Origin of the sequence: Brevibacillus sp. M2.1A (assembly GCF_013284355.2) — a bacterium.
Taxonomy (GTDB): domain Bacteria; phylum Bacillota; class Bacilli; order Brevibacillales; family Brevibacillaceae; genus Brevibacillus.
Map to the genome: position 1 here is coordinate 5,093,543 of NZ_JABSUY020000001.1, position 26,509 is coordinate 5,120,051.

Below are 26,509 nucleotides of genomic sequence, written 5' to 3' on the forward strand. Positions count from 1 at the left end.
TTACAGTCCTGCTTCTTATTCTGCGTTTTCGCCATACCAATGGGATTCACCGTAATTCCAAATAACCTCAAGTTCAACCATTTTCCCTACGCCTTTATCCACATCGGCGTTGTAAAATAGTGCGTAGTAAACCTTTTCCTTGATCTTGCTCTCTTGGCCAAAAACAACACCATTGGGATACCAGATGATATCCACATGATTTTTGCCTTCCGTCACGGTACTGCTGATCCAATAACCGGTTTCAGGTGTTGGCATGCCTTGCGCATCGAACGCTTCTCTTGCCATCCGAATATAGGGGGCCGCCTGATCCTTGGTCAACGGATCAAAGGATTTTTTACTCTGCTCGTGGCTTTGCTTCCAAGCGATTTCTTTGGTTTCAAGGTTTGCTGGTGGAGAGGTTTCCGTCATGATGGCATCCTTTTTACTGTCCAGAACAGCAGGGCCGAAAGCAGCCGGAGAAAAGAAGGAGGCCAGACCTAGTATGCCGATAACAGCAAGGCTAAGCCTGAAGCCGTGGGACTTTATCTTTATTTTTTGGATAGTTCGCAATACATGCCTCCATAATTACCTCGAAGTTTGATCTGGAACCAGGGTGTAAACCGATGTTCCGCCGTTCAATCTGCTTTTCATATAAATACTGCCTTGGTGTGCCGTAGCAATCGCTTTGCTTAGAGACAACCCTAAACCGTGACCGTTCTTTTTCCGATCCCTCGCGCTATCCAGCATAAAAAATGGTTGAAAAACATTTGTCAGATGCTCTTCCGGCACCCCACAGCCATGATCTTCCACACAAAAAACAACAAATGAGTCCTCTGTGTAAACAGTAAATCGAATCACTGCATCGTTTTCAGACGCTTTGGAGGCATTCTCCACGAGATTGTTTAATAGCACCAAAAAAAGCTCCGGATCGACGGTAACCGTAGAGACTGAATATATGATTTCCAGCGTTTGGCCCTTTCTGTCTAACGAAAACTGGGAGATGATTTTCAACTGCTGCATAAGGGAAGAAACATCAACTTGCTGCTTGTTCAGTGCCTCCCCATTTCCAAGTCGGAAAAGCTCCAACAGCTTTTTTGACATCCCGTCAAGCCGTTTGCTTTCCGAATGAATGAAGCTCAGGGCCTGCTCGACGTCTTTTTCTTCCAGGTCATAATGCTGAAGCAAACTGGCATAGCCCATGATGGATGTAAGCGGCGTTTTGAATTCGTGGGCCAGACTTGCGATAAACGCCTCTCTTTCCGTTACGCCCCTCTGCAGAAGCTCCATGTTGGCTTGAATCGCTTCTGCCATATGATTGAAGTCAACCGCAAGCTGGCCAATCTCATCGCCGCGCTGAACCGTTATGCGATGCTGATAGCTTCCTTTTGCAATCCCTTGAGCCTGTTGGCTTAACAGGCCGAGTGGACGCAAGGCTTGTCTAATCAGGACAAACAAGCCAACCGCAAAGACCGTCAAGCCAACCAATACCCAAAAAGAGATCTGTAAGGAGAGTGACTTCTGGTCATCGATCAGACTTGTTATGTCATGGGCGTAATCCAATCGAAGCAGTTGGCCATCCATTTTCATCCAGTTCGAAACAAACAGTACGGTGCGCGCATCTATGTTTCGAATCACATAGCTTCTTCTCCCATCTTTGGGTGGGACTAGACTCATTACCTTCTCTTCTTCATTCGATATACTGCTAAAATGCTTCTCGCCAGATTCACCCGTTATGGCAAGATGGCTTCTCTGATCAGTAAAATACTGCCCATAATTTTGAAAAGATTTCGGCAAAATGTCTTTCAGCAACGTCGGATAGTAATCATCAATCGTACTTTCATACATTTTCAGCGAGTTCCCGATCATGCTATGGTTCTCAAGGGAACTGCTGATTTCCCTTTGAAGATTGTACTCAATAGAAACCTCGATGATCTGGTAGGAAACAAAGACAATGACCACTGTCACCAATCCGAACACCATGAGATAGATTCGCATCCACAGAGGAGTTTTCTTCATCCTCTCACGCATCTTAAAACTCCATTCGATAGCCAATTTTGTGCACCGTATGAATATGATCGGACAAACCTAGCTTTGTGCGCAGATTCAAGATATGTGTATCAATTGTCCGGGTGCTGCCATAAAAGTCATAACCCCAGACCTGATTCAGCAAACTTTCACGAGAAAAAGCAATATTCGGATTATGCAACAAAAATTCAAGCAACTCATATTCCTTCGGGGTTAACGTGACGAGCTGATTACTTTTGTACACTTTTCGGCTATGATAATCCACTGTCACATCACCTACGGTCAATGTTTCCAATACAACCTGATGACTTCTTCTCAGAGCGACTTCCACTCGTGCCAACAACTCCAACAAATCAAAAGGTTTTGTAATATAATCCTCAGCACCAAGACGCAAACCTTGTACTTTGTCCATTACACTCGTCTTGGCTGTAACAAAAATGACCGGGATATTCTTTTTCTTAAAGGATTCCAGCAGTGTGAACCCATCAACTCCAGGCAGCATGATGTCAAGGAGCGCCAAGTGATACTCCTTTTCTTCGAGATCGTTCAACGCCGTGTTACCGTCGGATGAAACTTTACAGACATAGCCTGAGGCGCCTAATGTCATTTTGATTAGTTCGGATATGGATGGATCATCTTCAGCGATTAATATTGAATATGCCATGCTGTATAACACCCCCACCATCATTACACATTTTTAGGATTTTATTGTCAACGAAATGTAAAAAGTATACAAAAACAAAAAACCCTCAATAAAATCACTTTAACTTGATCTTATTGAGGGTCACATTCATTATCATTTAGATTTTTTACTTACCGATACGAAACATTATTCAACTGCATCCACATCCATTTACTGTCAATTAGCATCGCAAGCGTCATCTCATCCATTCCGTGCAGTTGACGGTACAAACGCTGCGTTTCGACCAAGTCATTGTAGGTCAAGAACGGATAGTCCGGTCTGCCGAATGTTCCATCGGGAAAATAAGCGTAATGCAAATCGCCATTTCCGAGAATCCACTGCGATCCGAGGTTTACGACACCATAAAGCATCATATCCGCTAAATCTTTGTCAGTCCGGTCGCCGAATTGCAGGTAGCTTTTGTAGAGAAAATTGATTTCCGCCAACTGATGGTTCAAAGAAACATGTGTCTGAATCATCGGATTCGTTGCTGTCGCGTAGTCAGAAACCAGCCAGCCTTGCTGTACACCAGCGATGACAAAACGGTTCATGGCTGCATGATTGTGAAAGTAAGAAGCATATTTTTTCGCTGATTGGCAAAAGTCCTTTTCTTGATACTGATCACAGCCCCGCAGCATCAGATCAGCCGCTCCTGTGTTGAATCTCGTATCGTAAAAGCCCTCTGGTATCCCGTAATCGCCACTTAGCCACAAGGAGCGCGGCTGCGTCTTCCAGTACCCCTCAGGCTCCTGCTGTTTCAAGCTCGCCCTCAGCATCACATAGCCCATATCTCGGGCAGCCTTGCTTCCACCTGTATATAAAAAGGAGCGAAGGACATAGTTTTCAGGAATCCGCCAAAAGGAGGACTCCGAAGTCGGCTCATACGTGGAAGGGCTTTGATAGTAATACCCATCGTACAGCCATTTTGCCTTTTCCGTCACGTCCAAGTTAATCCAGACGCTGTCAATCGATTGTTCTCCCCAAGGAACGAGCGGATCTCTCGAATCGAGCGCCCACATTTCGCTGATAAGCCCTGCTTTCATCGGCAGCTTGATCACGAGCTCGACACCATAAGCCGTCTGTTTGACTTCGACTGGCAACGCCAATGCCGGCTTTTCTTCAATCGTGGCTCTGCCTTTATCCACGTAGGTAATGGGCTTACCTAACCAAATATACCTGCCCTCCGTCTCTACAAAACCTGAGGAGAGCGGAAGGGTCTGGACTTGATCAAGCGTGACAACCTTCCAATACGGTTTCTTCGATTCATCATAGGCACGATAGCGGAACATCATGTTCTGACTGTTGCCCTGAATCGGAATGGTGAAAACGTGGGGCATCATATTGCGCTGACCTGTCATTTTATGGGCCCAATACGTGACACCATCGGAGAATCGAAATTCTTGTTTTTGGTGAATCGCGCCATTCAGGTGGTCAACAGTCTCTGTTTCTGTTGGTTTTTTCCATTCGTTTGCAGAAATATCGCTCGGAAAGAAACTACTTACGGCGATGGCCGTCATCAAAAGGAGCATTCTGCTGATTTTTCTGACCATGTCATCCCCCTATTCTATTAAAGGAGAACCGAAAGTCCTACTTTAAAATGAATATTTCGTAGTGATTATTATTTTTATAATAATCTGATAAATTAACCATAGGTGTCTACTTCTATTTCTCAGGAGGGAATTTATGGACAAGAAAGTACGCTACGTTGTTTCTACAGCACTCGTAATATCTCTGTTCACCAGCCCCTCAATCATCCATGCCAACCAAGCTGAACCACAAACCCACATTCCTTATTACGGAATAGGGCCAACCTATGTACAGCCTGCACAGATTGAGAGCTTGTTTCCCAAGCCAACTATCCAGTTTGGGACACCCGGCTTCCAAGAAGGAAAAGAAGCTTTTACGTCCCAGGAAGAAATGATGGCTTACATAAGCAAATTGGCTGCAGGCAACAAGGAAATCCAGCTGCTATCCATCGGTACATCCCTGGAAGGTCGCGATATCCCCCTGCTGTTATTCAGCAAAGACCACGGCAAGCTCAAACAAAACAAAGAGAAGCCACTCATCTGGCTACAGGCACAAATCCATGGAAATGAACCCGCATCCGGTGAATCTGCTCTTTTGATCGCCAAATGGCTGGCAGAAGGAAAACTTGGCGCCGATCTCTTGGATAAAGTAAACATTGCGATTGTTCCCCGCATCAATCCAGATGGCTCCTACCAGTTCAAACGCTACATCGCGACAGAGCTGGATGCCAACCGCGACTACATGAAGGTAGAATATCCAGAAGTGCAAGCGGTTCACCAAGCCATTAATGCCTATCAACCTGATGTGGTGCTTGACGCCCACGAATACGGCGTCTCTTCCAACCAGCTTCGCGATGTTGGAGAAAAAGGCGCGATCTCTTCCTACGATGTTCTGATCTCCTCTGCGAAAAACTTGAATATCCCCGCAAACCTGCGAAAAATGTCAGACAACCTGCTCTTGGCTGACGTTCAAAAAGCACTCGACAAGGAGCAGCTTTCTCATCACGCTTACTATACGCTGGCAAAAGGCAAGGACGGAAAAGTGACCGCAACAGAAGGCAGCACAGAGACAAGAATCGGACGCAATGCTCTTGGATTGAAAAACACATTGACGTTTTTGGTGGAGACACGCGGCATTGGCATTGGACGCGCCGATTTTGAGCGCCGTGTATTCAGCCAGGCCATGACTCACGCTGCTGTCATTCAATCAACAGCGGTCAACGCCAAAGCAATCAAGTCCGCCGTGATGCAAGCACGCGAAGAAATCACGGAAAAAGGCAAAAAGGCAAACGACAACGACAAACTCGTCATCCTGAGTGATAATAAGCGCGTACCAGATCAGTCTCTCGAAGTGGTCGATCTAGCCACCGCAAAAAAAGTCTCTACCCCCATCGACTGGGTAAGCTCCACGGATGCCTATCCCATACTCGAACGCGAGCGCCCCACTGCCTACCTCATGCCTCCTGGCTACCATGACGTCGCGACCAAGCTGGAATTGCTCGGTGTTTCGGTAAGCAAGCTATCAAAAGAAACGACCATAGCGGTAGAAAGCTACACCATTTTGGAAAACAAGGTGAATACGATTTACGAGAATGGGCATTTCACCAACCAAGTGACTGCAAATGTAACAGAAACAACGAAAACCTTTCCTGCGGGTAGTTACGTGTTCAGCATGGCCCAGCCAAACGCGAACTTCATTGCGTTAGCCCTGGAACCGGAATCAGTGGACAGCTACGTCACGTTTAACTTCTTGCCCGTTGAAAAGGGCGATGAAGTCCCGGTGTATCGCTATATGCTGGAGCAACCGCTACCCACCACACAAAAGAATTAAAGGAAAAATTCCCCTCTCTAAAGTTAGACTCCTGAGAGGGGAATTTTGTTACATGTATGGGCTTACTTTATTTCAAACACTTCTTGGGCAAGCCCTGCCAGCTTTTGCGTATTGCCGCTCACTTCGACCATCGTCGCGGAAATTTCCTCTGTAGCGGCTGCCTGACTCTCCATGGTTTGATTGATCAGTTCAATCGAGTTTTGCAGAAGGGTTATCAAATCCCGGATGGAATCCGTGGTTTGCTTGATTTTGTCTGCATTCGCCCTGGAATCAGTCGCCATATTGCGAACCTCATTCGCAACGACAGCGAACCCACGCCCTGCATCTCCTACTCGCGCAGCCTCAATGCTCGCATTTAGTCCCAAAATGTTACTTTGATCAGCGATTTTTTTCACAGCGAGTGTAATTTGCTCGATCTCGGTCGTACTTTGGCTGACATCATTGGCTTGCTCTGAGATCGCCTTCATTTGCTCGTTCAAATTCCCGATCTGCACGGCCATCTCGTGTGTGGTGGCACTCACCTGCTCGACGACACTCGAGAGATTTGCAGCGATTTCATACAGCTCATTGGCTCGCTCCATACTCGAACCAATGCCGACACCGCCAATGACTTTTCCCGTGTGATCATGCAGGGGAATCGCCCGTGCGACGAGAGGGAAACCAAACAATTCCTTGGGGACCATCATCGCCTGCTTGGTGTTTTTTCGAATCGCGTTGGTGATCACATCTCCTTCCTGGAGTGGATCACCAGGCTTGACTTGCAGTGCAAATGTTTGGGCAGGTACATTGCACAATAGCTTTTCCGTGTCGTAGACCCCAATGGTAATGTCATCGGAGAGCAAATCATTTAAATAGGGGGCAACCTTGATGAAAGCCTCAAGCAGTTCTGCGTTTTTCCCCTTTTCGGAAGCTTCTGTTTCGTTCCATTCTTCGTATCCGTTCATGACCCTCTTCACCTCTATATTTTGCTGGCATTAGTACGGAAATTGACGCTTCTTGTGCTGAACCGAAATCCATTTCAGCGTAGTAAACTCTTCTAAGCTCCATTGACCATTCAATCGTCCCAACCCGGAGTGCTTTTCACCGCCGAACGCCACGATTGGCTCGTCATTGATCGTTCCATCGTTGATGTGAATCATGCCGGTCTCAATGCGCTTGGCCATCTCGGCACCTCTCTCCAGATCGCGGGTGTGAATTGCCCCGGACAATCCAAATGGTGTCTCGTTTGCCATGCGAATCGCTTCTTCCTCGGAAGCAAACGACATGATGCAAACAGCCGGACCAAACAGCTCTTTGGATGTAATCGACATGTCTGTGGTCACTCCTGTCAAAACAATCGGTTCGACCACGTTTCCTTTTACTTCCCCTTTCAGTGCAGGAACGGCTCCTTCGCGTATCGCCTCATCGATCGTTGCCATCAGATTGGCGACTTGCCGTTGATTGATGAGTGGACCGATTACCGTGTCAGGATCATTCGGGTCGCCTACCTTGAGTCCAGATACTTTTTCCACGTACAGATCGAGGAATTTATCGTATACATCTTGGTGAACCAGAACCCGGTTAGCTGACATGCAAATCTGACCTTGGTGGGTAAAACGGCTGAATACTGCTGCATTGACGGCATACTGGAGATCCGCATCCTCCAAAACGATCAGCGCACTATTGCCGCCCAGCTCCAAAATCGCCTTTTTGAAATGCTTCGCTGCCACCTGCGCGATATGGCTCCCAACTTGGCTAGACCCTGTAAACGAAAGGATGCGCGGAATCGGGTGGGAGACAAAACCATCGCCAATTTCAGCGATGTCCGTCACTACGACGTTAATCAAGCCTTTGGGCAGACCTACTTCTTCAAAAATTTTCGCGATGAGAGTCCCACCCGTGATTGGCGTGTGCTCATGCGGTTTGAGGACGACACCGTTGCCCGCGCCAAGAGCTGGAGCCACAGACTTCATCGACAGATAGAACGGGAAATTGAACGGACTGATGACGCCGACAACTCCTGCGGGAATCCGATACAAGCGGTTTTCTTTTCCGTCAACGGGAGAAGGCAGAATTTTTCCTTCCATCCGCACTGGGAAGGTAGCCGCCTCGCGAATAATATCCTTCACAAGCCCGATCTCAAAAAACGCCTTCAATCGGGTTCCGCCCAATTCACGAATGATGATCTGAATGATTTCTTCTTCATGCTCTTCGATATAGTGAACAGCACGCTCCAACATTCGAGATTTGGTATAAGCATTCACTTCGTCCCACTCTTTTTTCGCGTGGGCTGCCGCCTTGTAAGCCGCGTCGATATCCTCCAGATTTGCCATTTTGAATTCTGCGATGACTTCCCCGTTGTAAGGGTTGATATCTTGCAATGTCTTCACGCCAAGCCCGTCGCGCCACTCCCCATTGATGTACTGCTTGTCCAATGTTTGCAGGATTGACATGCTACAACCTCTCCCTTTTGTAAAGTAAAATAGGCCCCTTTCGCATGAAAGGAGCCGTAAAACTAAAACAGCAAAATACACTGCTCGTTGGCAACCCGGCTGCCATCGTAACGTGTACATTAGGCCCGTGGCTTTGCGTCCCCAATTTTCAATGGGTTTGCCCATTCATAGCGAATGCTGATAATATTTTGTCGAAAAAAGGAAAGATATGGAGAATCATACTTAGATTATAGTACTCTATTCCTAATAGTCAAACGAAAACATGTAAATATTTCGTGAAAGGAAGTAACAAATATCAAAAAGCCCGCATCGCTTGGATACGGACTCCTGGTTCTTCTTCCTTATGCTCACAATAACGATTTGACATTCTTTACGCTCGTCGCGAGCATTTGCTCCGTCGCGTTGGCGTCCCTTATGTGCTTGGTCAAGCCTTCATTCAGCTCGTCCAGCAAACCCTTTGCATCACTTACCTGCTGGGACACATCATCAGCAAATCGCTTTTGATGCGCGATGATTTCCATCACACCCGACACTTCGACGTTCAGTACCTGGAAAGCGTTCACGATCTGATCTGTCTTCTGTGCAGCATCCTTGCTGATAGAAAGTCCATTTTTGATTGCACTGCTGCTTTTTTCACTGTTAGACAATGCTTCTTTTGTTTCTTCCTGAATCTTGCCAATCAATTCTGCAATCGTCTTGGTCGAGTTCGCTGTCATCTCGGCCAGCTTCCGTACCTCATCCGCTACGACGGCGAAGCCTCGGCCTTGTTCACCTGCACGTGCCGCTTCTATCGCTGCATTCAGGGCGAGAAGGTTGGTCTGATTCGCAATGTCGCTGATCACCTTGACGATGCTCGTAATTTCCGAAGAGCTCTCTTCCAAGCGGCTCATGGACTTGGACGTATGGACCGATTCTTTGTCGAGCAGGCTCATGACCTGCACAACGTCCGTCATCGCCTTCTTGCCTTCATCTGCACACGCTACCGATTGTTTACAGATGTCTGTCAGGCGCTCTCCTCGAACCGACAACTGGCTCGCAGATTCATCATCCCGCTCGTTAATGGCCTGGATATTATCTACGACACGCTTCATCCTTGTCACCAGTCGCACCATTTGATCGGATTCGGCGTTTATCGCCTGGTTTGAACTGAGGATCGCACCCATCTGTTCGTAAAGATCGCGAAGCTCATGTTTCCAAGCGTCTTGCTGTCCTGTCATTGTGGTTGTGGCTGTCGTCGCTGCTGTCTCTTTTTCTGCCAGGCCTTTGTCTTTTTTCCAAAACATCCGCTTCCCTCTCCTCTGTACCCATCAATTGTCACCTCGGCGGCTATATACGCGGGACTCGATTATTCCCGGATGTTGTTTCGCCAAGCTCAGCAAGTTTTCCAAGAAATAATAGTGACCCTCCAAGAGCTCCACGTCTTTACGCTCAAAATGCTTCGCCTGCAAATACTGCTGCATTTCCAAAGCATAGCGCTCCAGTTTATCGTGAAAATCGTTGGCACGAAGCATTTGCTCCACTTCTGGATATTCCGTTTTCAGGCGACTTAGCTCGCTGTATACACGCCCACCCTCCAGAATCATCTGGTAGGCCGTACGCTCAAGCGTAGCTGTCGTAGCTGCCTCCTGCTCCTCACGCTCCTCGCGCAAAGCTGCCAAGTACGTGATAAAATGGTAGACAGTTAAAAACAATGGTCCTAAAAATAGAATGATCCCTGCCTTGTACACATGCTGATTGGACAAATTGCTGATGAGCAGGAACAAGTGAAACAAGATCGCACCCAACCATACATAGATGATGATTTGGTGATTGATCTTCCCTGCCTTTTGGTGGCGTGAAAAGGCAAAGGTAAGTCCGAGCAGATAAAAGGCAAGCAATGTAAAGCTGGCAGAAAACAAAGCCATCTCCATATCGATCAGCCAATCTGCGTCGGCGGGTATTTCGATAAAGAATTCAAAAGCGAGCACCAGCAGTGAGAACAGCAACCCCATGATCCAAAACCGGCTTACTTCCGAGTCATTCCTCCGCCGGGAGCGGTAGCGTTTTGCACGGGATCCTTCCATAATGCTCTCACCTCATTCTCTATGATTCGCCATGATTCTATCTTTTCCTTTCACATGGGGCCAAAATCTGACATCGGAGGCTGTTATGACAAAAAATTTACCGACACCATTTACCGAGCGCATGCAAACCTTGCTCGGGCACGATTTCGAGGCATTCGTTTCCTCCTATGATCAGCCTGTAACACACGGCTTACGGGTCAATCCGTTGAAGGTAGGGCGTGACGTTTTTTTGAAAATCTCGCCTTTTGCTCTGGAAGCAGTCCCTTGGTGCGAAAACGGATTTCGCTACAAAGAGCCAGCTCGTCCCGGCAAGCATCCTTTTCACTCCGCCGGCATGTACTATTTACAGGAGCCAAGCGCGATGTCCGCTGCCGAAGCACTCGGTGCCCAACCTGGTGAGCGCATCCTCGACCTATGTGCAGCGCCAGGAGGGAAATCGACGCAGCTTGCAGCGTTTTTGCGTGGACAAGGAATGCTTGTGGCAAACGAGATCCATCCTGTTCGAGCAAAAGCCTTGTCAGAAAATCTGGAGCGCTGCGGCGTTACCAATGCCGTCGTGACCAACGAAACGCCTGAACGTTTGCAAGAGCGATTCCCCCAGTTTTTTGACCGAATTTTGGTAGATGCTCCATGCTCTGGCGAAGGAATGTTCCGCAAGCTACCCGAAGCAATCGAAGACTGGAGTCCTGCAAAAGTAATGGAATGCCATGTCATGCAAGGTGATATTCTCGAGGCGGCCGCTGCAATGCTGAAGCCAGGCGGGACGTTGGTCTACTCCACCTGCACATTTGCTCCGTTGGAAAATGAACAGTCCCTGGTTAACTTCCTGGACCGTCACCCGGAATTTGAGATCGTCTCGCTGCCACATGCAGATTGCTTTTCTGCTGGCCAACCCGAGTGGGCGTCGCCACAAAACGAGCAGCTCACCCAGACAGCCAGATTGTGGCCGCATCGTCTACAGGGAGAAGGTCATTACCTCGCCAAGCTGCAAAAGAGCGAGAGCGCTGAGGTTCATGAACCTTCCGGGAAGCGTAAAGAAAAGCGTGCAGCAAAATCAACTCCGACGGGTCGAAAAGAAGCACTGGCAGCCTGGCGTACGTTCGCAGTCGAAGCGCTCCCGGCGCTCTCCAAATCATTCGAAGATGAAGCTGCTTTTCTTTTATTTGGCGAGCAGCTCTACTACTCACCTGCTCCCGAGCTCGACTGGGACAAGCTCAAGGTCATGCGCGTCGGTCTGCACCTGGGAACCGTAAAAAAGAACAGATTTGAACCTGCACACGCCTTGGCGCTCGCCCTCTCTCCTTCGGAGGTAGCCCGTGTCGCTTCGTATGGCGCGGACGATCCTGAACTGTTGCGGTACCTAAAAGGAGAAGCGCTCACACGTGATGGGGAAAGCGGCTGGACGCTGGTTACTGTAGATGGATACTCCATCGGTTGGGGCAAGCAATCAGAGGGGCAACTCAAAAATCATTATCCAAAAGGTCTACGCTGGTTATAAGATTACATCAAAAATAAAAAAGCTCACAAAGCTACACGAAATGCATTCGTGACTGCTTGTGGGCTTTTCTCTTTTTTCTCATGATCGCCCTCTGCGGGGCGGACTGTCTACTACCGTCAACGAGCCATTTCTTATATAACGCAATATTTTTGAAACAGATATCCCTGTTGCATTGGCAATTTGCATCGCATTCGAATTCGGATAAGTTCTCACGTAATTGCGAATCATCTGGTAGTCTTGTATTTCGTTTTCTCCGCAAACCTGGCAACTGTACTCTCCCCGGCCCATCGGACTGCCGCATTTCAAGCACGTATCCGTCGTCATCACTGGTTCTCCTCACACCCTGTACTATGGTACTTTCACAAGAAAGGGTTCTATCTTCCTATCTATTACCCAATTCACATGGGAGGAAAACACTATTTTCTCTCACAATTCCTGTATCCTATTAAAATTCGATGCAGTCATTCCGAACTCCTTTAAAAAGGCCAGTATCGCGGCGGCAAACAGCTTTTCGCGTAAAGAGCAATCGCAAACCCAATGAGAAAGACACCACTAAGCCCATGAAAAACGTTGAGCCAACCCGGGCGAAAAAAGCGAGCCAAATACGCGGCCAACAAAGCTACCAACCCCAGGAACAATACAGTCGATAACAGACAGCCCGTAGCAAACAAGAATAACTCCGTTGAATGAACAAAAGTGCCAGATGCCAATAGCGAGCCAAATACTCCCGCCCAAAACAGAACGGTCAGAGGATTTGCGAGCGTCAGAAGCACGCCGTGCCAAAAGCTGCTTCGATCCGACCGAGGATGCTGGACTGGTGTTTGTTCATGCTCTCCTCTTCCTTTTATGGCACGCAAGGTTTGAATCCCAAACCAAGTCAAAATCAGGGCTCCCATAATCAAGACCATCTGTTTGACCCATTGGATTTGTAACAGCAGCGACAGTCCCCCAATTGCCCCTACCATATACACCGTATCCACGAGTGCCACACCCAGTACCATCATAAGTGACTCCCGCAATCGCCGAGTCATTGAGCGATGCAACACCGCCAGACAAACCGGACCAACGGATAGCTGGAGCATCATCCCGAATAATAGACCGTTCCAGATCGCCATCAGATTCATATCTCCTCTTTCATGGAAGACAGGACGATCATCGTATTCGTCTTGCTTACCCCTTCTACTTGCTTTAATGTTTCAGAGATGAATCGTTCCAGATCAGCCGTCCCTTTTACGGCGACCTTCAATACATAGTCGTAAGCTCCCGCAATATGATGGCATTCAAGGACACAGTCTGCCTGCATGACCGTTTCACGGAAGCCAGCGATATGCTCCGGTTTCTCGATTTGTACCATCACAAACGCAATCAGGTGAAGCCCTAGCTGCTCCCGATCCAGCTTCACCGTGAATTGCTTGATGAGTCCTGTATCCTCCAGCTTACGTATTCGCTCGGAGACCGCAGGCACGGACAAATGAACCTGCTTGCTGATGTCGGAGCTGGTGATTCGGGCATTTTCCCGCAATAAGCGGAGGATTTGTTCATCGATCCGGTCCATAGTGGTACCCCTCCTTTTTATCAAGATTATACCAATTTCTTTAGAACAAAAAGGAGTTCGGCACTATTACCGTATTTTTTAAAGAATTGACGCACTATCTCTTTTGTTTTTTCTGTAGCACAAATAATCTTGGGGCGTTTTCCTAAAATCATGCTGTCGAGAGAGACGAAAAGGCATCTTTCGCTATCTTCTACGCTGATAATTGCTCTTTCTCTTTCTTTAACGAAAACAAACGGATCGCGAGCAACAGTGACAGCAACGCAATAACAAATCCGGACCAGCCTAGATGCTCCACAGAGGCGTTGCTGATCACCAGTCCCCCAACCCATGATCCCAAAGCGAAGCCAAATTGAATAAAGGATGTATTGATGCCAAGAGCGATATCCGGCGAACGGGGCACTTGGGTAACCAGATATAGCTGTTGGGCCGGAGACGTTGCCCATGTGGCGAGCATCCACAGCATGATGATCACAATATGGACAGTTATCACTCCATCCATGACCGAAAGCAAAAGCAGCATGCTTGCCTGAAGGGAGAGTCCAAAATAAATCGAAAATTTCGGTCCCTTGCGATCTGCGATAACCCCTCCAATTTTTGACCCCATAAAACTGCAAATGCCTGCTAAAAACAGAATCGCGGAAATCTCGGATGCCGAAAGCTCTGCCCGGATTAGCAGGAAAGGCGCAATATAAGTAAACACTGTTGAATAAGCGCCGATGTACAACAGCGTGATAACAACCGCGGCCAGAATTTTTTTATTTTTTATAACAGCCAACTGTGCCCGCGGTGTTACAGTCTCCTGCGCTTTTATAGGCGGGACTTTTTTATAAATGACAAGCAGCGGAATTAAGCCCAGCAGTCCAATGAAAATGAACAGCAGTCTCCAGCCAATCGCTTCACTTAAATAAGTGCCAACCGGGAGGCCAAGTACAAGCGAGCTGCTCAATCCCATCAAAATGATACCGATTGCTCGCCCACGATTGCCCTCTTCAACTAGCTGTGTAGATACCGCCATCGCAACAACAGTAGCAACTCCTCCACTGAGTCCTTGGATCATACGTGTAACCAGCATCATCTCAAAGGAAGGACTCACATAGACCAGCCAGTTGCTCAACATAAAAATGCCAAGCATCGTGAGTAATAATTTTTTTCGGTCAAGATAGATTGTAGCAGTGATGATTATGGGAGCCCCTATTGCCGCTGAGAGGGCAAAAGCAGTGACAAGCAATCCGGCAGACGATGTCGTGACACCCAGGTCAACTGCCACGATTTGAATAATGCCGCTGATCAAATACTCCACTGTCCCAATCAGGAAAACGGCCAAAGCAAGAGTATAGACGACCCATTTATTTCCCATGCTCAATTAGCCCCCTTGCTTCAATTGGAATCTGGATTTCTATGAGCTCAACTCCAGGTTCTTCTGATAAGGGAACATAGATTTCTCTGCCGGGCTGTTCGCTTCGAATACAGTAGCCATGCTGTTCAATCCACGTAGCCAGATCCAGGCAAGCTGATTCCTTAAAGGTCGAATCCGAACGAAATAGCAGCGAAGCCATTGTCTCGGCAGGCAAGAAGCTTCGTTCCATTTGCTCGGGCAGTGTGACAGAATCTGTTTTAATGGCGTAGCCCACCCCAAATTCGAAAAGCTGATCCTTTGTTCCGCTTTCCTTCCATAGCACTGTTTTGGGACCAGTCAAGGATGATTTCAGGCTGGCATCAAGCAAACTGTCGAACATTTGAAACAGCCAAGGAATATCTTCAGCAGCACCTCGTGCTGAATAGGAAATCAAGTGCATACTATCTACCTGCTTCAGAACAACCTCTTGCTCCTTCTCGATCCTTCCCTCCCGTTCAACAAGCTGCACCCGTTCTTTAATACGGGCAAGCTTTGACATCTCCATCTCCAGCAGGGATTGGATTTCATTTTCTTTGAGCCTCAGCATGCCCCGAATTTGTTCGGCTGGTATATTCTCATGAAGCAACTGCGCAATCTGCTGCAACGAGAACCCCAATTCTTTGAAGATGACAATTCGATTGATCTGCAGAAGCTGTTCGGCACAGTAATAACGGTACCCGGTCGTATCATCGATTTTTGCTGGTTTTAGAATCCCAATCTGATCATAATAGCGCAACGTTTGTAACGGAATTCGACTCAGTCGGGAAAACTCGCTGATTTTGAACAATTCCACACCTTCTCTCCCATTATTTCGATCCGAGTATAAACCTTCTAGTCGAGTATAAAGTCAAGAACTTCCTTTCATACGCCAAAGGCGTTTCTACAAAAAAACCGCCCAGATCCTTTTCGAATCTGGGCAGCCTCTTCATTTCTTATCTTCCTCTTGATTTCCCGGCAGATTGACTAAACGGTCTTCCACCCTTGGCAGAGCGAGCCGCTCCACCTTTCCCTGCTTTTTTGGCATCGGCAGGCTTAGCAGATTTACCCGCTTTGCGTGCTGCAATTGCTTCTGCCTTCTTGCGATTTTTCTCATACTGGGTCTGCATTTCACCCAGTTCACGCGCCATCTTCTTTTTGTAGCCTGGTTTTACCTTCGTCTTTTTCTTCAAGGCTTCACGTACAGGAGAGAACTCTTTGTCTTTTTCCTTCTGTTGCTCTTTCGCCTGTTGCGCCCGCAGCTCAATGAAATGAGCTTCCCGTTCTTCCGCACGTTCACGGCGACCCGCATCCAGATGGCGACCTACCTGCAAAATTCTTTCCTCGATCGATGCCTTCGTGGCTTTGGCAAAACGCCCCATCAAATTCTTCTGACGAGGAGAGATGAGGGAGATGGCTTTTCCTTTTTGTCCCGCACGACCCGTACGCCCAACGCGGTGAATGTAACTGTCCACGTCATTCGGCAAATCGTAGTTGATGACATGTGTTACGCCTTCTACGTCGAGTCCACGAGCTGCGATATCTGTCGCGATCAAGTATTGGAAACGAATCTCACGGAATTGCTTCATCAGTTGTTCCCGCTTGTTTTGAGACAAATCACCGTACAGTGCTTTCGCAGCGAGGCCATTTTCCTGCAATCGGGCTGTAAGCTGCTGCACACGAACTTGCGTATTGGCAAACACGATAGTCAAGAACGGCTGCTCCTGCTCCAGCACATCGACGAGAGCGTCCGTCTTATCGCTTTGGTTCACCACATAGTAAAATTGTTCAATGCGCTCCACAGTCTTCTGCTTGCCCTCGATCTTGATATGCGGTGGCTGCTTCATGAAGCGGTGCGCCAGTCTTTTCACCAAATCAGGCATCGTAGCAGAGAACAACAGCACTTGACGCTGGGAAGGCGTGTGGACGATCACTTGCTCCACATCTTCCAAGAAGCCCATTTCCATCATTTTATCTGCTTCATCCAGCACTAGTGTAGAGATGCGTCCGAAATGGAGCGATCCGCGCTTCATATGATCCAGCACGCGCCCTGGTGTTCCGACTACAACATGAACCGTTTCTTTCAGTTTACTCAGTTGCTTGTCGATATCCGTTCCACCGTGCAGAGACAGCACGTTTACATTCAGGTGCTTACCCAGCTTTTCTACTTCTTTTGCAATCTGAATGGAAAGCTCACGTGTCGGGGTGAGGATGAGCGCTTGAATGTCTCGTTTTCCCTCTTCCAATGCGTTGAGGATCGGCAGCATGAATGCAGCTGTTTTTCCCGTACCTGTCTGAGCTTGTCCGATCAGATCTTTGCCTTCCATAATGAGAGGAATGGCTTCCTCTTGAATGTGTGTCGGTTCTTTATAATACAGGTCTTGAATCCCTTGCATCAGCTCCGGACGAAAACCAAAAGACGCAAACGATTTTGCCATAACTTCCACTTCCTTTCACAAGCGATCCGATTCGTACACCATAACTGCATGGACAGTGAATGCGATAAAATCGGCTCTCATCAATCAAAATTCATCCTAGGCAGGTTGTTGCCCTTGCGAAATCCTATCCTACCTATACTAAAGGAGTCCTTTCGAAAAAACAACTAAACCGTTCAACTCCCGGGTATTTTTCTTCAAGTCTCGCGACGATGAAGCAAGCCTAGCCGAAATTTTTGCTTACATAATGTGACCATGTATCGATTTCGCTGATCTAATTACTGTCAATGTGAAAAACCAACACAGAAAGGAGTGAAAAAGGTGAATCTAAGAGAACAGGTTCTCCTGGCAAAGCAAGGAGATCGCGAAGCTTTTATCGCTGTTGTCAAACAAGTGGAGAGCTCCTTGTACCATACGGCTAAATCCATCCTGAAAAAAGAGGAAGATATTGCGGATGCTCTCCAGGAAACCATTTTAAAAGCATATAAATCGCTGCATTCACTTCGTGAGCCCCAATTTTTCAAGACATGGATGTTCCGAATTTTGATCAATGAATGCAACAAGATAGTAGCAAATCGCTCCCGTAACGTTCTCGTGGATGAATTCCCTACCCAATTGTCACTCTCACCGAAAGACGAACATATTGATCTGCGGGACGCCGTTGAGAGGTTGGATGAACAGCAGCGCCTTGTTATTGTGCTTCACTATTTTGAAGACATGCCTTTAAGACAAGTAGCAGAGGTACTGGAAATTTCGGAGAGTGCCGCGAAAATGCGACTCAGTCGGGCACGGAACAACTTGATGGAGAAATTAACTACATTTCGGGAAGGGAAGATACATTATGGATCAATCTAAATTCGATTTCGAACTAAAAGAGTACAAACGTTCAAAGGAAACGATGATGTCACCATTGGTACGAGCACGACTGGATGAAACATACGCTGCACTCCCAGAAATGTCTCGCGATCGAAAAGTCCAACGATCACGCAAGGCACCTTATGTTGCGGCCGCCGCAGTCATTCTGGGTGCAACTGTATTCACCTCCGGTTTTATCTCGCCGGTCATGGCGCAATCGATTAAACAGATCCCAGTGGTGGGGAGTCTCTTTAGCTTAATCGAGGCGGACCTCGGCTTACGAGCTGCAGGCGAACAAGGTCTTTCTTCCAAGGTGAACAAGAGTATTTCTCATCAGGACATGAAGCTCGAGGTAACGGAGACCGTCTTCGACGGAACACGCGCTGTCTACCTACTCAGTGTAACGGCTCCAAACCTGAAGGACGGCATGTTTGATACGGGAAAAGAGGTTGTCAAACTCAGTGACGCTATCGAGAATGTCACTTTTAGTATCGATGGAAAAGGTCAAGATGCCCCAGATAGTTTGGTATCTGGCGGTGGTTTTTTCTCCTCTGCTGGCGAATCGCACCCAAACATGCTTGTCTTCGAAGAAATTTTGAAGACACCTGACCACAATTCAACAGGCAAGATTCCAGACTCTTTCCAAGCGGAAGTGGTTGTTAAGCTTGCTGGAATTGATCAAACCTTCAAGCTGGACATTCCGTTCCAAAAAGCGACAAGCAACACCATCCAGCTAAAACCGAATGCTGTTCAATCAAACGATGGGATTTCTTTCGAAGTATCCGAGGTCAATGTGACGCCAGTGACGACGCGCTTGTTGTATTCGGTCAAACTGGATGGCGAGACATCAGATAAGTCCATCAGAGCTGCCCTGTTTGACGACCAAGGTCGTCAACTGACATCCCTCCACGGAGAAGGGGAACAACGCAAGGATAGCACTCTCACATTTGACGCCCGCTATGCTTCTGAACAAGGACAGCCGAAGTATTTCATAATCAAGCCTTTTGTCGTAAAAGATCATTTCGCTGAAACAGTCACAGACGATCAGTTTATTAAGGGTCTGGAAATAAAGGTAGACCTCCCCGAGCAGAACAAGTAACCAAACGAAACCCTCCCCAATGCATTCACACCTTGAATGGGGAGGGTTTTGCTTTCCTTACCTTATCTGTCTATCAATTGTTGTACTGTTTCCTTATCGAGCTTCTTGATAACAGCTGTCAGCAGCTGGGCAGCCTGCTCGAAATCGCTTTTGGACATAATCGCATTATGGCTGTGAATATACCGTGTCGCAAAACCGACGACAATCGACGGGCAGCCAATGCCGCTTGTATGGAATTTTGCGGCGTCTGTCCCGCCTCCAGCGAGTGCATCCACCTGGATATTGATGCCGAGCTCCTCTGCTGTGTCGAATACGAGATCGCGCAATCCGGTATGCGGAATCATCGTAGCATCAAATAACATGACGAGCGGACCGTCCCCCACATTGCAGGTCATCGGATACGATTCATTCCCAGGAGTGTCATATGCGAGTCCAACATCAACAGCAAAAGCAATATCCGGTTCAACCAGCCTCGCTACTGTGCCAGCACCGCGAGTTCCGACTTCCTCCTGCACAGTTGCACCGGCGTATACCACATTCGGATGCTCTTCCTTCTGTAAACGTTTCAGTACTTCGATTGCCAGCGCACACCCCGCACGATTATCGAGTGCCTTTGCTACCCACAGCTCACCGTCGCGCATGGTCGTAAAATCACTGTCAGGAACAATCCAATCACCTGGGCGAACACCCATTTCCTTCGCATCTGCTTCATCTTTTGCCCCGATATCAATGTACAGCTCCTTGAGCTTCATGACCTTTTCCCGTTCTTCTTTTTCCAGCGCGTGTGGTGCCTTAGAACCAATGAGTCCCAGATACTCACCTTTGCGTGTCTTGACCTTCACACGATGTGAGAGCATATTGTGCGTCCACCATCCGCCAAGCTGGATGAAACGCAAGTACCCTTTTGGCGTGATATGCGTCACCATGAACCCTACTTCATCCAAATGTCCCGCGAGCAAAATTTTCGGGCCGTTTTCTGCACCCGTCTTCTTTCCGAGTACCCCACCCAGCCGATCCTTTACCAACTCGTCGCTGAGAGGCTGCAAGTACTCCTCCATCTTCACCCTGACTTCGCGCTCGTGCCCAGGTACTCCGTCCGTTTCCGTCAAATCCTTGATCAATTTCGTAAGATCGTCCATCATTTATCTCCTTTTCGATACTGACATATTCCCATATGAGTTCGAGAAACCGCCTACAGAATCCTTTCATTTCCAAATTGCCTACACCCTACTTATGATTGTTCCCCCAACCCCTGTCCCGAATGCGCCCGAGTACTTCTTATGCTGTCACATTTGAGTGGGTTGCCTTCGCAGCATTTCCCAAAGTCTTTTGTCTCGCCTGATTCAGCAAAAATAAAAAAACGGCTGGCGCTTTGTACCAGCCGTTTGCTATTTCTACTTCGCTAATTCATAGATCGCTTGCGCGTAAATCGCGGTCGCTTTGATCAGGTCATCCACGAAAATATATTCATCTCGCTGGTGTGCACTGTCAGGACGCCCTGGGAAAAGCGGTCCGAATGCTACCCCAACATCCAATGAACGGCCGTAGGTAGCGCCGCCAATGGCAATGATGCCAGCTTCCTCGCCTGTTTGTTCTGTATACACGCGTTGCAGTGTCGTCACCAAAGGGTGATTTGGATCGACGCGGTGCGGTGTCAGGTGCTCAGCCACTTCGAGCGAAAATGCCCCTTCGCTGAATCGTTCAGCCAGAACAGCCGACCATTTTTCGAAGGAAACAGAATGTGGGTAACGGATATTCAGACGGAAAAGCGCATCCTGCTTTTCATCATACTCGATCACACCTGTGTTCAGTGTGAGCGCACCCATTTCTTCATCATCATGCGCGATGCCAAGCTCTTCCCCGTAGTGTTGCTTGTGCAAATAACGATCAGCCAAGCTTACAAATGCAGCTCCGCGTTCATCCAGGGACAAGGTGCACAAAAAGTGAATGAGCTCGGTACCCGCGTTGACGCCTTTGCTCGGATCCATTCCGTGAACCGAGACGCCCTCCATGTGCAGCACTACGAGACCGTCCTGCTCCTCCGCCTTGCCTTTCAAGCCAGTTGTATCCAAGTGCTGGCGATAACTTTGTGCAATCGCCTCACTATTCAAACCGATTGGCGCAAGTGTTGCTACAGCCTTGTCTGGAACCATGTTCATCCGCAAGCCAGCCTGTAAGGAAACGAGCTTTGCCTCCACGTTTTCCGCTACAGGCATTCCGAGGCTTTGGAAGGAGTCAAGCGTCTGACGCAACGACAGATCAGTCAAGCCTTTTTCCGCATAGATCAGCGGGAAGTCTGCATCCGGCGTAAAGCCCATCGTCGGCATTTCTTCCGTTTCAAAATACGTGTTCACACATTGCCAGCTCGATTCTTCATCCGTACCGAAAATAAAGCGCACGCGCTTCGAGAGCGGCAATCCCAGCTCCATCACGATCTTCGCGGCGAAAATGGCAGCCATCGTCGGGCCCTTGTCATCAATCGCTCCACGAGCCACGATGCGTCCATCCACGATCTCGGCTGCATACGGTGGCGTACTCCAGCCATCGCCTTCCGGTACGACATCGACATGGCTCAGAATGCCGATCAATTCCTCGCCTTGCCCGAATTCAGCATGCCCTGCATAGCCGCGGACGTCTTTGGTTGTCATGCCTGCCTTTTCACACACGTCTAGCGCAAAGTCAAGCGCTTGCCGAATCCCTTCTCCAAAAGGGGCCCCTTCCCGTGCGGACTCAGGGTCCAATACGCTCTTTATTTGCAAAAATTGTTGCGTTGTCGCAATCAGTTCTTCCTTGCGTTTATTTGTTTCTTCCAGCCAATTAACGCTTGTCATCCTCTTCTACAGTCCCCTCACTTATACTTCCTTCGTCCATTGCCGCATCGACGTCGAGATCCAGCTCCACCAGCGATAACAATGACTCCATCGGCACTTCTTTTTTCGTAAACTCTGCTTGGGCGTCTTTAATTTCGTCCCGGATATTGTTCATTTCGCTATCCAGCTTGTAGGACGCCTTGGCAGCCTCAAACAATCTTTGCCGTATATCAGATGGGATAATTCCCTCGTATTTATAATTCAGCGAGTGCTCAATCGTCGCCCAAAAATTCATTCCCAACGTGCGAATCTGAATTTCTACCGGAATGGTCACTTGTCCACCCGCCATCATGATCGGATACTCCACAGCAAGGTGATAGCCGCGGTATCCGCTTTCTTTTGGGGTAGAAACATAATCCTTCTCCAAATAGACACGCATGTCTCCGCGATTGCGGATCATCTCTACGACTGCCGGTATATCATCAATAAACTGACAAATGACGCGGATGCCTGCGATATCGCGAATTTCCCAGCAGATATTCTCATCAATCGGAAACTGCAAGCGGTTTGCCTTGTTGTAAATACTCGGGATCGATTTGACCCTGCCTACCGCAAACTCAATCGGTGAATGCTCCTTGCGTTTGCGCAGCTCGTTACGGATATTTTTAATTTTGACTTTGATTTCTTCTACAGCTTGTTCGAACGGTAGCAGATATAGTTCCCAATCTAGTTTGTGCACGCTTACGTCCCTCCGGCTTGAAACTCTCCATCGTCCTTATCATTCAACATTTTGTGTGAGATATCCTTCCAAAATACAAAAAGAGACGGGAGAAAAGGCAGTTGTCACCGGCCTTTGCTCCGTCCCTCTTTTCTTAATTTTCGCGCGAAACAAAGGTTGCAAGGGAGCTTCTCAGCTCTTCTGCCAGAATAGCCAGCTGATTCGCAGCATCTGCGATGAGCTCCATCGCTGCACTCTGCTCCTCCACCGCAGCCGAGATGCTTTGGACACCTGCAGCCGCTTGCATCGAAGCAGACGATACTTCCCCAGCGACTACAGCTACCTGTTGGGTATCTGGCGCCATACGCTTGAAGGCTTCGCTGACGCTGTTAATTTCTTGCGACACCCCGTGGATGTTTTCCTCGATGTGCTGGAACATCTCTTGCGATTGGTGTGCTGTCTTCATGCCACGGGCGGTCGTTTGGGCACCCTCTACCATTCTGGATACTGCTTCTCTCGTATCCTTTTGTACGTCTCCAATCATGCCTACGATCTGCTGGGCAGCACTGTTGGTATCTTCCGCGAGCTTGCGCACTTCCCCTGCAACTACGGCAAATCCCTTGCCATGCTCTCCTGCTCTGGCCGCTTCGATTGCAGCATTCAAGGCTAGCAGATTGGTCTGGCGGGCAATTTCTGTAATGACAGAGATAATTCTCGAAATGTCCTTCGAGCGACCTTCCAATACATGAATGACATCCGTGGCAGCTTCTACCGAACGATTGATTTCGTCCATGCTTTCCATCACATCTGCGATTGCGCGTCTGCCTGCGTGTGCATGCTGCTTCATTTCTTCCGCAGATAAGGTCACTCGTTCTACATTTTCCGTTACCACCGCCACATCCTTCGTCAAATCCACAGCAAGATTCAAGGTTTGTCCCATTTTCTCTACCTGACTGTCAGCTGCTGCAGCCACTTGATCGACGACGAGGACAATTTGCTGGCTGGAAGCGGCAATCTCACTGGTGTTTCCCTGAATATTTCGCACGGCACCGGAAACGGAAGCAGCTGCCTGCTGAATTTGAAACAAGATTTTGCGCAGTTGCTTTTGCATCGTAACGAGAGACCCTGCCAGCTCCCCTAATTCATCTTTTCGTTTTAATAGCTTGTCAGGAATCTCACGCGAAAAATCACCATGCCCAATCCGCTCTGCGACAGCAAGCATGCCGCGAAACGAGCGGCGAAGCCAGTTTGCTGTAAGTAATGAGATGATGACAATGAGCACGAGTACGGCACCATTAAAGGCAATCATGGCATCCCGAATGCGGGTTGGGCCTTCCAGTATTTCTGTCATATTTCTCTCTGCCAAAATCGCCCACGTCTTCTTCCCCACTTTAACCTGATCGTAGGCTACGAGCACTTGCTGCCCTAAGTAATCCACGCTTTCGGCCGTTCCTTCGGATTGTTGGGTGAGCAAGACTTGATCGACGATGGGCGTATCTACTTTTTGCTGTAACAACGTATTTGGTCCACTGCCCAGTTGCGAGCGCATGAGCTTGTCCGGGCCGCCAACCAAGTAAATCTTCCCGGTTTCCCCCAGACCTTCTCGTTGGTTGAATATTCTTGAAATATAATCCATGGAGACTTCGACTGCTATTTGCCCGATGATGTAGCCTCGTTCGTAGATCGGCGCTGCAATGTATACCCCTGGCGCCCCTCCAGATGGTTCGTAAATGCCTAGATCCGACATTTCTGCGCTTTGGGTTTTCTGGACTTGCTGCACAGTCTGGCCAAGTACAGAGTCAGCGTGTGGGCCCGTCAGGAGATTGGTACCAAAATCGGCCTGCGGCTTTGTCTCGTACACGATATCCCCTTGTGCATTCAACAGAAAAGCATTTACGAAGCCGTAGCGGGCAACCTCCATCTTCAATTCGTTCGTATATCGCGCTTGCACTTCTTCATAAGCAGGCGATTCCAGGCCTTGCCGCCACACGTCCTCAAACGAAGAAAGGGCGGACATTACTGTTCCCGATGCAGCCAACGTATCCACGTTCCTGGCTCGCTCGCGAAAGTAATTTTCCACCTGTTCCTTGTTGCTTTGACGTAGTGCTTCCAGTGTAGCGGCACTTCCATTCAACAATTCCTGCTTGGATTCCTGATAAGCAAACACTCCCGCTGCCGTCAGCGGTACACTTCCTGCCAATAGTAGTACGAGCAGTATACGAGCGCCCAACTTCATGGAAAAGCCCCCCATTTTTGCCAATCTATTTTTCTGGTATACTAATAGAATATTGTTTATATTTCTACTATTCATATGAATATAGTACCAGAAAAGGAAAAAGGAAGGCTAGACCAAATGTATCAGGACGTTTCGAAAATCATAGCAATTTCGTCGCACATCGGCAGCTTGGAGCAGTTAATACAATCCTTCCAGGCTTTTTGCGGCAGTGTTTCCTTGGCGACCACCCAAAATCCGCACTTTTCAAAAAACACTTGTTGATAGGTCAGCGCCAGTACACGCTTAATTCCCAAAAGGCGGCATTGCTCAACCAAATGAAGAACCAGATGCTTCCCAACGCCCATCCCCTTTGCTTTTTCCGAGATAGCCAAGGAGCGGATCTCCGCCAGGTCCTCCCACAAAATATGCAAGCCTGCGACACCTACGACCGAATCTCCATCATGAGCGACAATAAAGGATTGCAAGTTTTCCAAGAAAGACAGCTTCGTACGTGGCAGCATCAAGCCCTGCTGTGCATATTCATTAACAATCTCCAACATGGCATCCACGTCTTTCATCGTAGCCTGACGTACTGCCAGCGCCTTTGCAACACCCATTTTACTCTCCTCCACCCCATGCATAACGAGCCTGGTATGATTTAATATTTATTCATTATAGTATATAAATATACATTCGCACTGCGCAGAAGTCTATCCTTTTTTCACCTAAATTATGCTCAATTCCATGAACTATTCTTTTGTTAGGTAACGGTTGTGTTATAATCAAGCGTACGAGTTCTTAAGGAGGTGCTACATAACTTGACGACGAGACGGGAACGGAAAAAGCGCGAAACACGCGAAAAAATCTTCAATGCTGCCATCAAGCTTTTCAAAACGCACGGCTTTGAAGCAACCACCATCGACATGATTTCCGAAGAAGCCGATGTTGCTCGCGGTACGATCTTTTTGCATTTCACTTCAAAGGAAGCCATTCTCGCTAACTGGGGATATGAACGTCTGCATGAAATCGAGGAGCGTCGGGAAGAGTGGGACTATGGTAACGACTGCAAATCGAAGGTACTGCGGATCTACAAGATCATGAATGAAGTCACCATTACCAATTTCGATTTCATCAAAGTCGTCGTAGAATCCTCGATGAAACATCGAAAAGTGCTTGAGAATGAAAAGAACATGTACTTTGAATTGCGCCAACTATTCGCTGACCTGATTGAAGAAGCGCAAGAAAAGAATCAATTGAAAAGCAAATTCAACCCTCTTGTCGCTGCAAATATGTTGGAAAATATTTACTATAACGCTCTTTATGATTGGGTACGCAGCGAAGGCGCCTGGGCACTCGAAGAAATCATGGAAGAGAAGGTCTCTATCGTATTCGAAGGGCTGGTCGTGGAATAATC

24 protein-coding genes and 1 riboswitch are annotated in these 26,509 nt (G+C 48.1%); of the genes, 5 read left to right on the plus strand and 19 right to left on the minus strand.

Annotated elements, in window-relative coordinates; translation table 11 throughout:
- Positions 1–15: 15 nt before the first annotated feature.
- The 4 genes from HP567_RS24340 to HP567_RS24355 form a co-directional block, all read right to left on the minus strand.
- Positions 16–549, minus strand: coding sequence for a hypothetical protein (locus tag HP567_RS24340; protein ID WP_173610851.1), 534 nt, complete (start codon positions 547–549; stop codon positions 16–18).
- A 15-nt stretch (positions 550–564) separates the two neighbouring features.
- On the minus strand, positions 565–1,995 hold the full coding sequence (locus HP567_RS24345; RefSeq protein WP_229088130.1) for a sensor histidine kinase: 1,431 nt from the start codon (positions 1,993–1,995) through the stop codon (positions 565–567).
- Between the two features lie 13 nt (positions 1,996–2,008).
- Positions 2,009–2,668 carry a response regulator transcription factor gene (locus tag HP567_RS24350; RefSeq protein WP_173610849.1) on the minus strand — a complete coding sequence of 220 codons (660 nt, stop codon included), beginning with the start codon at positions 2,666–2,668 and terminating at the stop codon, positions 2,009–2,011.
- A 149-nt stretch (positions 2,669–2,817) separates the two neighbouring features.
- Positions 2,818–4,236, minus strand: coding sequence for a hypothetical protein (locus HP567_RS24355; protein ID WP_173610848.1), 1,419 nt, complete (start codon positions 4,234–4,236; stop codon positions 2,818–2,820).
- A 133-nt stretch (positions 4,237–4,369) separates the two neighbouring features.
- Between HP567_RS24355 and HP567_RS24360 the strand changes: the two genes are divergently transcribed.
- Entirely contained in the window at positions 4,370–6,043 is a 1,674-nt protein-coding gene (locus tag HP567_RS24360) for a M14 family metallopeptidase (RefSeq protein ID WP_173610847.1), read from the plus strand.
- A gap of 62 nt (positions 6,044–6,105) precedes the next feature.
- Here HP567_RS24360 and HP567_RS24365 read toward each other — a convergent pair whose 3' ends face one another.
- From HP567_RS24365 to HP567_RS24380, 4 genes are all read right to left on the minus strand, one after another.
- Complete coding sequence (locus tag HP567_RS24365) at positions 6,106–6,987, minus strand: methyl-accepting chemotaxis protein (RefSeq protein WP_173610846.1); 882 nt, start codon at positions 6,985–6,987, stop codon at positions 6,106–6,108.
- Between the two features lie 30 nt (positions 6,988–7,017).
- Positions 7,018–8,475 carry an aldehyde dehydrogenase family protein gene (locus tag HP567_RS24370; RefSeq protein WP_173610845.1) on the minus strand — a complete coding sequence of 486 codons (1,458 nt, stop codon included), beginning with the start codon at positions 8,473–8,475 and terminating at the stop codon, positions 7,018–7,020.
- 86 nt (positions 8,476–8,561) lie between these two features.
- Positions 8,562–8,647, minus strand: a riboswitch (cyclic di-GMP riboswitch).
- 175 nt (positions 8,648–8,822) lie between these two features.
- Entirely contained in the window at positions 8,823–9,758 is a 936-nt protein-coding gene (locus HP567_RS24375; RefSeq protein ID WP_173610844.1) for a methyl-accepting chemotaxis protein, read from the minus strand.
- A 24-nt stretch (positions 9,759–9,782) separates the two neighbouring features.
- Positions 9,783–10,538: a hypothetical protein gene (locus tag HP567_RS24380; protein WP_017250646.1), complete on the minus strand. Its 756-nt coding sequence runs from the start codon at positions 10,536–10,538 to the stop codon at positions 9,783–9,785.
- An 85-nt stretch (positions 10,539–10,623) separates the two neighbouring features.
- On the opposite strand from HP567_RS24380, the gene HP567_RS24385 reads away from it, so the two are divergent.
- Complete coding sequence (locus tag HP567_RS24385) at positions 10,624–12,036, plus strand: RsmF rRNA methyltransferase first C-terminal domain-containing protein (protein WP_173610843.1); 1,413 nt, start codon at positions 10,624–10,626, stop codon at positions 12,034–12,036.
- A gap of 78 nt (positions 12,037–12,114) precedes the next feature.
- Here HP567_RS24385 and HP567_RS24390 read toward each other — a convergent pair whose 3' ends face one another.
- The 6 genes from HP567_RS24390 to HP567_RS24415 all read right to left on the minus strand — a co-directional run bounded on the left by HP567_RS24390 (position 12,115) and on the right by HP567_RS24415 (position 17,401).
- Entirely contained in the window at positions 12,115–12,360 is a 246-nt protein-coding gene (locus tag HP567_RS24390; protein ID WP_173610842.1) for a hypothetical protein, read from the minus strand.
- A 152-nt stretch (positions 12,361–12,512) separates the two neighbouring features.
- Positions 12,513–13,151 carry a LysE family translocator gene (locus HP567_RS24395; protein ID WP_173610841.1) on the minus strand — a complete coding sequence of 213 codons (639 nt, stop codon included), beginning with the start codon at positions 13,149–13,151 and terminating at the stop codon, positions 12,513–12,515.
- Between the two features lie 5 nt (positions 13,152–13,156).
- Positions 13,157–13,591 (minus strand): Lrp/AsnC family transcriptional regulator, encoded by a 435-nt coding sequence (locus HP567_RS24400; RefSeq protein WP_173610840.1) that lies wholly within the window; start codon positions 13,589–13,591, stop codon positions 13,157–13,159.
- Positions 13,592–13,781: 190 nt separating this feature from the next.
- A complete protein-coding gene (locus HP567_RS24405; protein ID WP_173610839.1) occupies positions 13,782–14,948 on the minus strand; it encodes an MFS transporter in 1,167 nt (388 codons plus the stop codon).
- Entirely contained in the window at positions 14,938–15,774 is an 837-nt protein-coding gene (locus HP567_RS24410; protein WP_173610999.1) for a MerR family transcriptional regulator, read from the minus strand. Before HP567_RS24410 ends, HP567_RS24405 begins: the two co-directional genes overlap by 11 nt.
- A 145-nt stretch (positions 15,775–15,919) precedes the next feature.
- Positions 15,920–17,401, minus strand: coding sequence for a DEAD/DEAH box helicase (locus HP567_RS24415; protein WP_173610838.1), 1,482 nt, complete (start codon positions 17,399–17,401; stop codon positions 15,920–15,922).
- Positions 17,402–17,719: 318 nt separating this feature from the next.
- Between HP567_RS24415 and HP567_RS24420 the strand changes: the two genes are divergently transcribed.
- Entirely contained in the window at positions 17,720–18,253 is a 534-nt protein-coding gene (locus tag HP567_RS24420) for an RNA polymerase sigma factor (RefSeq protein WP_173610837.1), read from the plus strand.
- A complete protein-coding gene (locus HP567_RS24425; RefSeq protein ID WP_173610836.1) occupies positions 18,240–19,352 on the plus strand; it encodes a DUF4179 domain-containing protein in 1,113 nt (370 codons plus the stop codon). Before HP567_RS24420 ends, HP567_RS24425 begins: the two co-directional genes overlap by 14 nt.
- Before the next feature lie 62 nt (positions 19,353–19,414).
- Here HP567_RS24425 and HP567_RS24430 read toward each other — a convergent pair whose 3' ends face one another.
- The 5 genes from HP567_RS24430 to HP567_RS24450 form a co-directional block, all read right to left on the minus strand.
- Positions 19,415–20,491, minus strand: coding sequence for a M42 family metallopeptidase (locus tag HP567_RS24430; protein WP_173610998.1), 1,077 nt, complete (start codon positions 20,489–20,491; stop codon positions 19,415–19,417).
- 255 nt (positions 20,492–20,746) lie between these two features.
- On the minus strand, positions 20,747–22,183 hold the full coding sequence (pepV, locus tag HP567_RS24435; protein WP_173610835.1) for a dipeptidase PepV: 1,437 nt from the start codon (positions 22,181–22,183) through the stop codon (positions 20,747–20,749).
- A complete protein-coding gene (locus tag HP567_RS24440) occupies positions 22,170–22,901 on the minus strand; it encodes a GTP pyrophosphokinase (protein WP_173610834.1) in 732 nt (243 codons plus the stop codon). Before HP567_RS24440 ends, pepV begins: the two co-directional genes overlap by 14 nt.
- 133 nt (positions 22,902–23,034) lie before the next feature.
- Entirely contained in the window at positions 23,035–25,116 is a 2,082-nt protein-coding gene (locus HP567_RS24445) for a methyl-accepting chemotaxis protein (protein ID WP_173610833.1), read from the minus strand.
- A gap of 122 nt (positions 25,117–25,238) precedes the next feature.
- The gene (locus tag HP567_RS24450) at positions 25,239–25,712 is read right to left on the minus strand and encodes an N-acetyltransferase (protein WP_173610832.1); all 474 of its coding nucleotides are present in this window, start codon (positions 25,710–25,712) and stop codon (positions 25,239–25,241) included.
- Positions 25,713–25,913: 201 nt separating this feature from the next.
- On the opposite strand from HP567_RS24450, the gene HP567_RS24455 reads away from it, so the two are divergent.
- Positions 25,914–26,507, plus strand: a complete 594-nt coding sequence (locus HP567_RS24455; protein ID WP_047071619.1) for a TetR/AcrR family transcriptional regulator — start codon at positions 25,914–25,916, stop codon at positions 26,505–26,507.
- The last annotated feature ends 2 nt before the right edge of the window (positions 26,508–26,509 follow it).

Bases quoted from the DNA above. Each gene is read 5' to 3' on its own strand.
- HP567_RS24345 (WP_229088130.1), bottom strand. From the start codon at position 1,995: ATGAAGAAAACTCCTCTGTGGATGCGAATCTATCTCATGGTGTTCGGA.
- HP567_RS24350 (WP_173610849.1), bottom strand. From the start codon at position 2,668: ATGGCATATTCAATATTAATCGCTGAAGATGATCCATCCATATCCGAA.
- HP567_RS24355 (WP_173610848.1), bottom strand. From the start codon at position 4,236: ATGGTCAGAAAAATCAGCAGAATGCTCCTTTTGATGACGGCCATCGCC.
- HP567_RS24360 (WP_173610847.1), top strand. From the start codon at position 4,370: ATGGACAAGAAAGTACGCTACGTTGTTTCTACAGCACTCGTAATATCT.
- HP567_RS24365 (WP_173610846.1), bottom strand. From the start codon at position 6,987: ATGAACGGATACGAAGAATGGAACGAAACAGAAGCTTCCGAAAAGGGG.
- HP567_RS24370 (WP_173610845.1), bottom strand. From the start codon at position 8,475: ATGTCAATCCTGCAAACATTGGACAAGCAGTACATCAATGGGGAGTGG.
- HP567_RS24375 (WP_173610844.1), bottom strand. From the start codon at position 9,758: ATGTTTTGGAAAAAAGACAAAGGCCTGGCAGAAAAAGAGACAGCAGCG.
- HP567_RS24380 (WP_017250646.1), bottom strand. From the start codon at position 10,538: ATGGAAGGATCCCGTGCAAAACGCTACCGCTCCCGGCGGAGGAATGAC.
- HP567_RS24385 (WP_173610843.1), top strand. From the start codon at position 10,624: ATGACAAAAAATTTACCGACACCATTTACCGAGCGCATGCAAACCTTG.
- HP567_RS24390 (WP_173610842.1), bottom strand. From the start codon at position 12,360: ATGACGACGGATACGTGCTTGAAATGCGGCAGTCCGATGGGCCGGGGA.
- HP567_RS24395 (WP_173610841.1), bottom strand. From the start codon at position 13,151: ATGGCGATCTGGAACGGTCTATTATTCGGGATGATGCTCCAGCTATCC.
- HP567_RS24400 (WP_173610840.1), bottom strand. From the start codon at position 13,591: ATGGACCGGATCGATGAACAAATCCTCCGCTTATTGCGGGAAAATGCC.
- HP567_RS24405 (WP_173610839.1), bottom strand. From the start codon at position 14,948: ATGGGAAATAAATGGGTCGTCTATACTCTTGCTTTGGCCGTTTTCCTG.
- HP567_RS24415 (WP_173610838.1), bottom strand. From the start codon at position 17,401: ATGGCAAAATCGTTTGCGTCTTTTGGTTTTCGTCCGGAGCTGATGCAA.
- HP567_RS24425 (WP_173610836.1), top strand. From the start codon at position 18,240: ATGGATCAATCTAAATTCGATTTCGAACTAAAAGAGTACAAACGTTCA.
- HP567_RS24430 (WP_173610998.1), bottom strand. From the start codon at position 20,491: ATGGACGATCTTACGAAATTGATCAAGGATTTGACGGAAACGGACGGA.
- pepV (WP_173610835.1), bottom strand. From the start codon at position 22,183: ATGACAAGCGTTAATTGGCTGGAAGAAACAAATAAACGCAAGGAAGAA.
- HP567_RS24445 (WP_173610833.1), bottom strand. From the start codon at position 25,116: ATGAAGTTGGGCGCTCGTATACTGCTCGTACTACTATTGGCAGGAAGT.
- HP567_RS24450 (WP_173610832.1), bottom strand. From the start codon at position 25,712: ATGGGTGTTGCAAAGGCGCTGGCAGTACGTCAGGCTACGATGAAAGAC.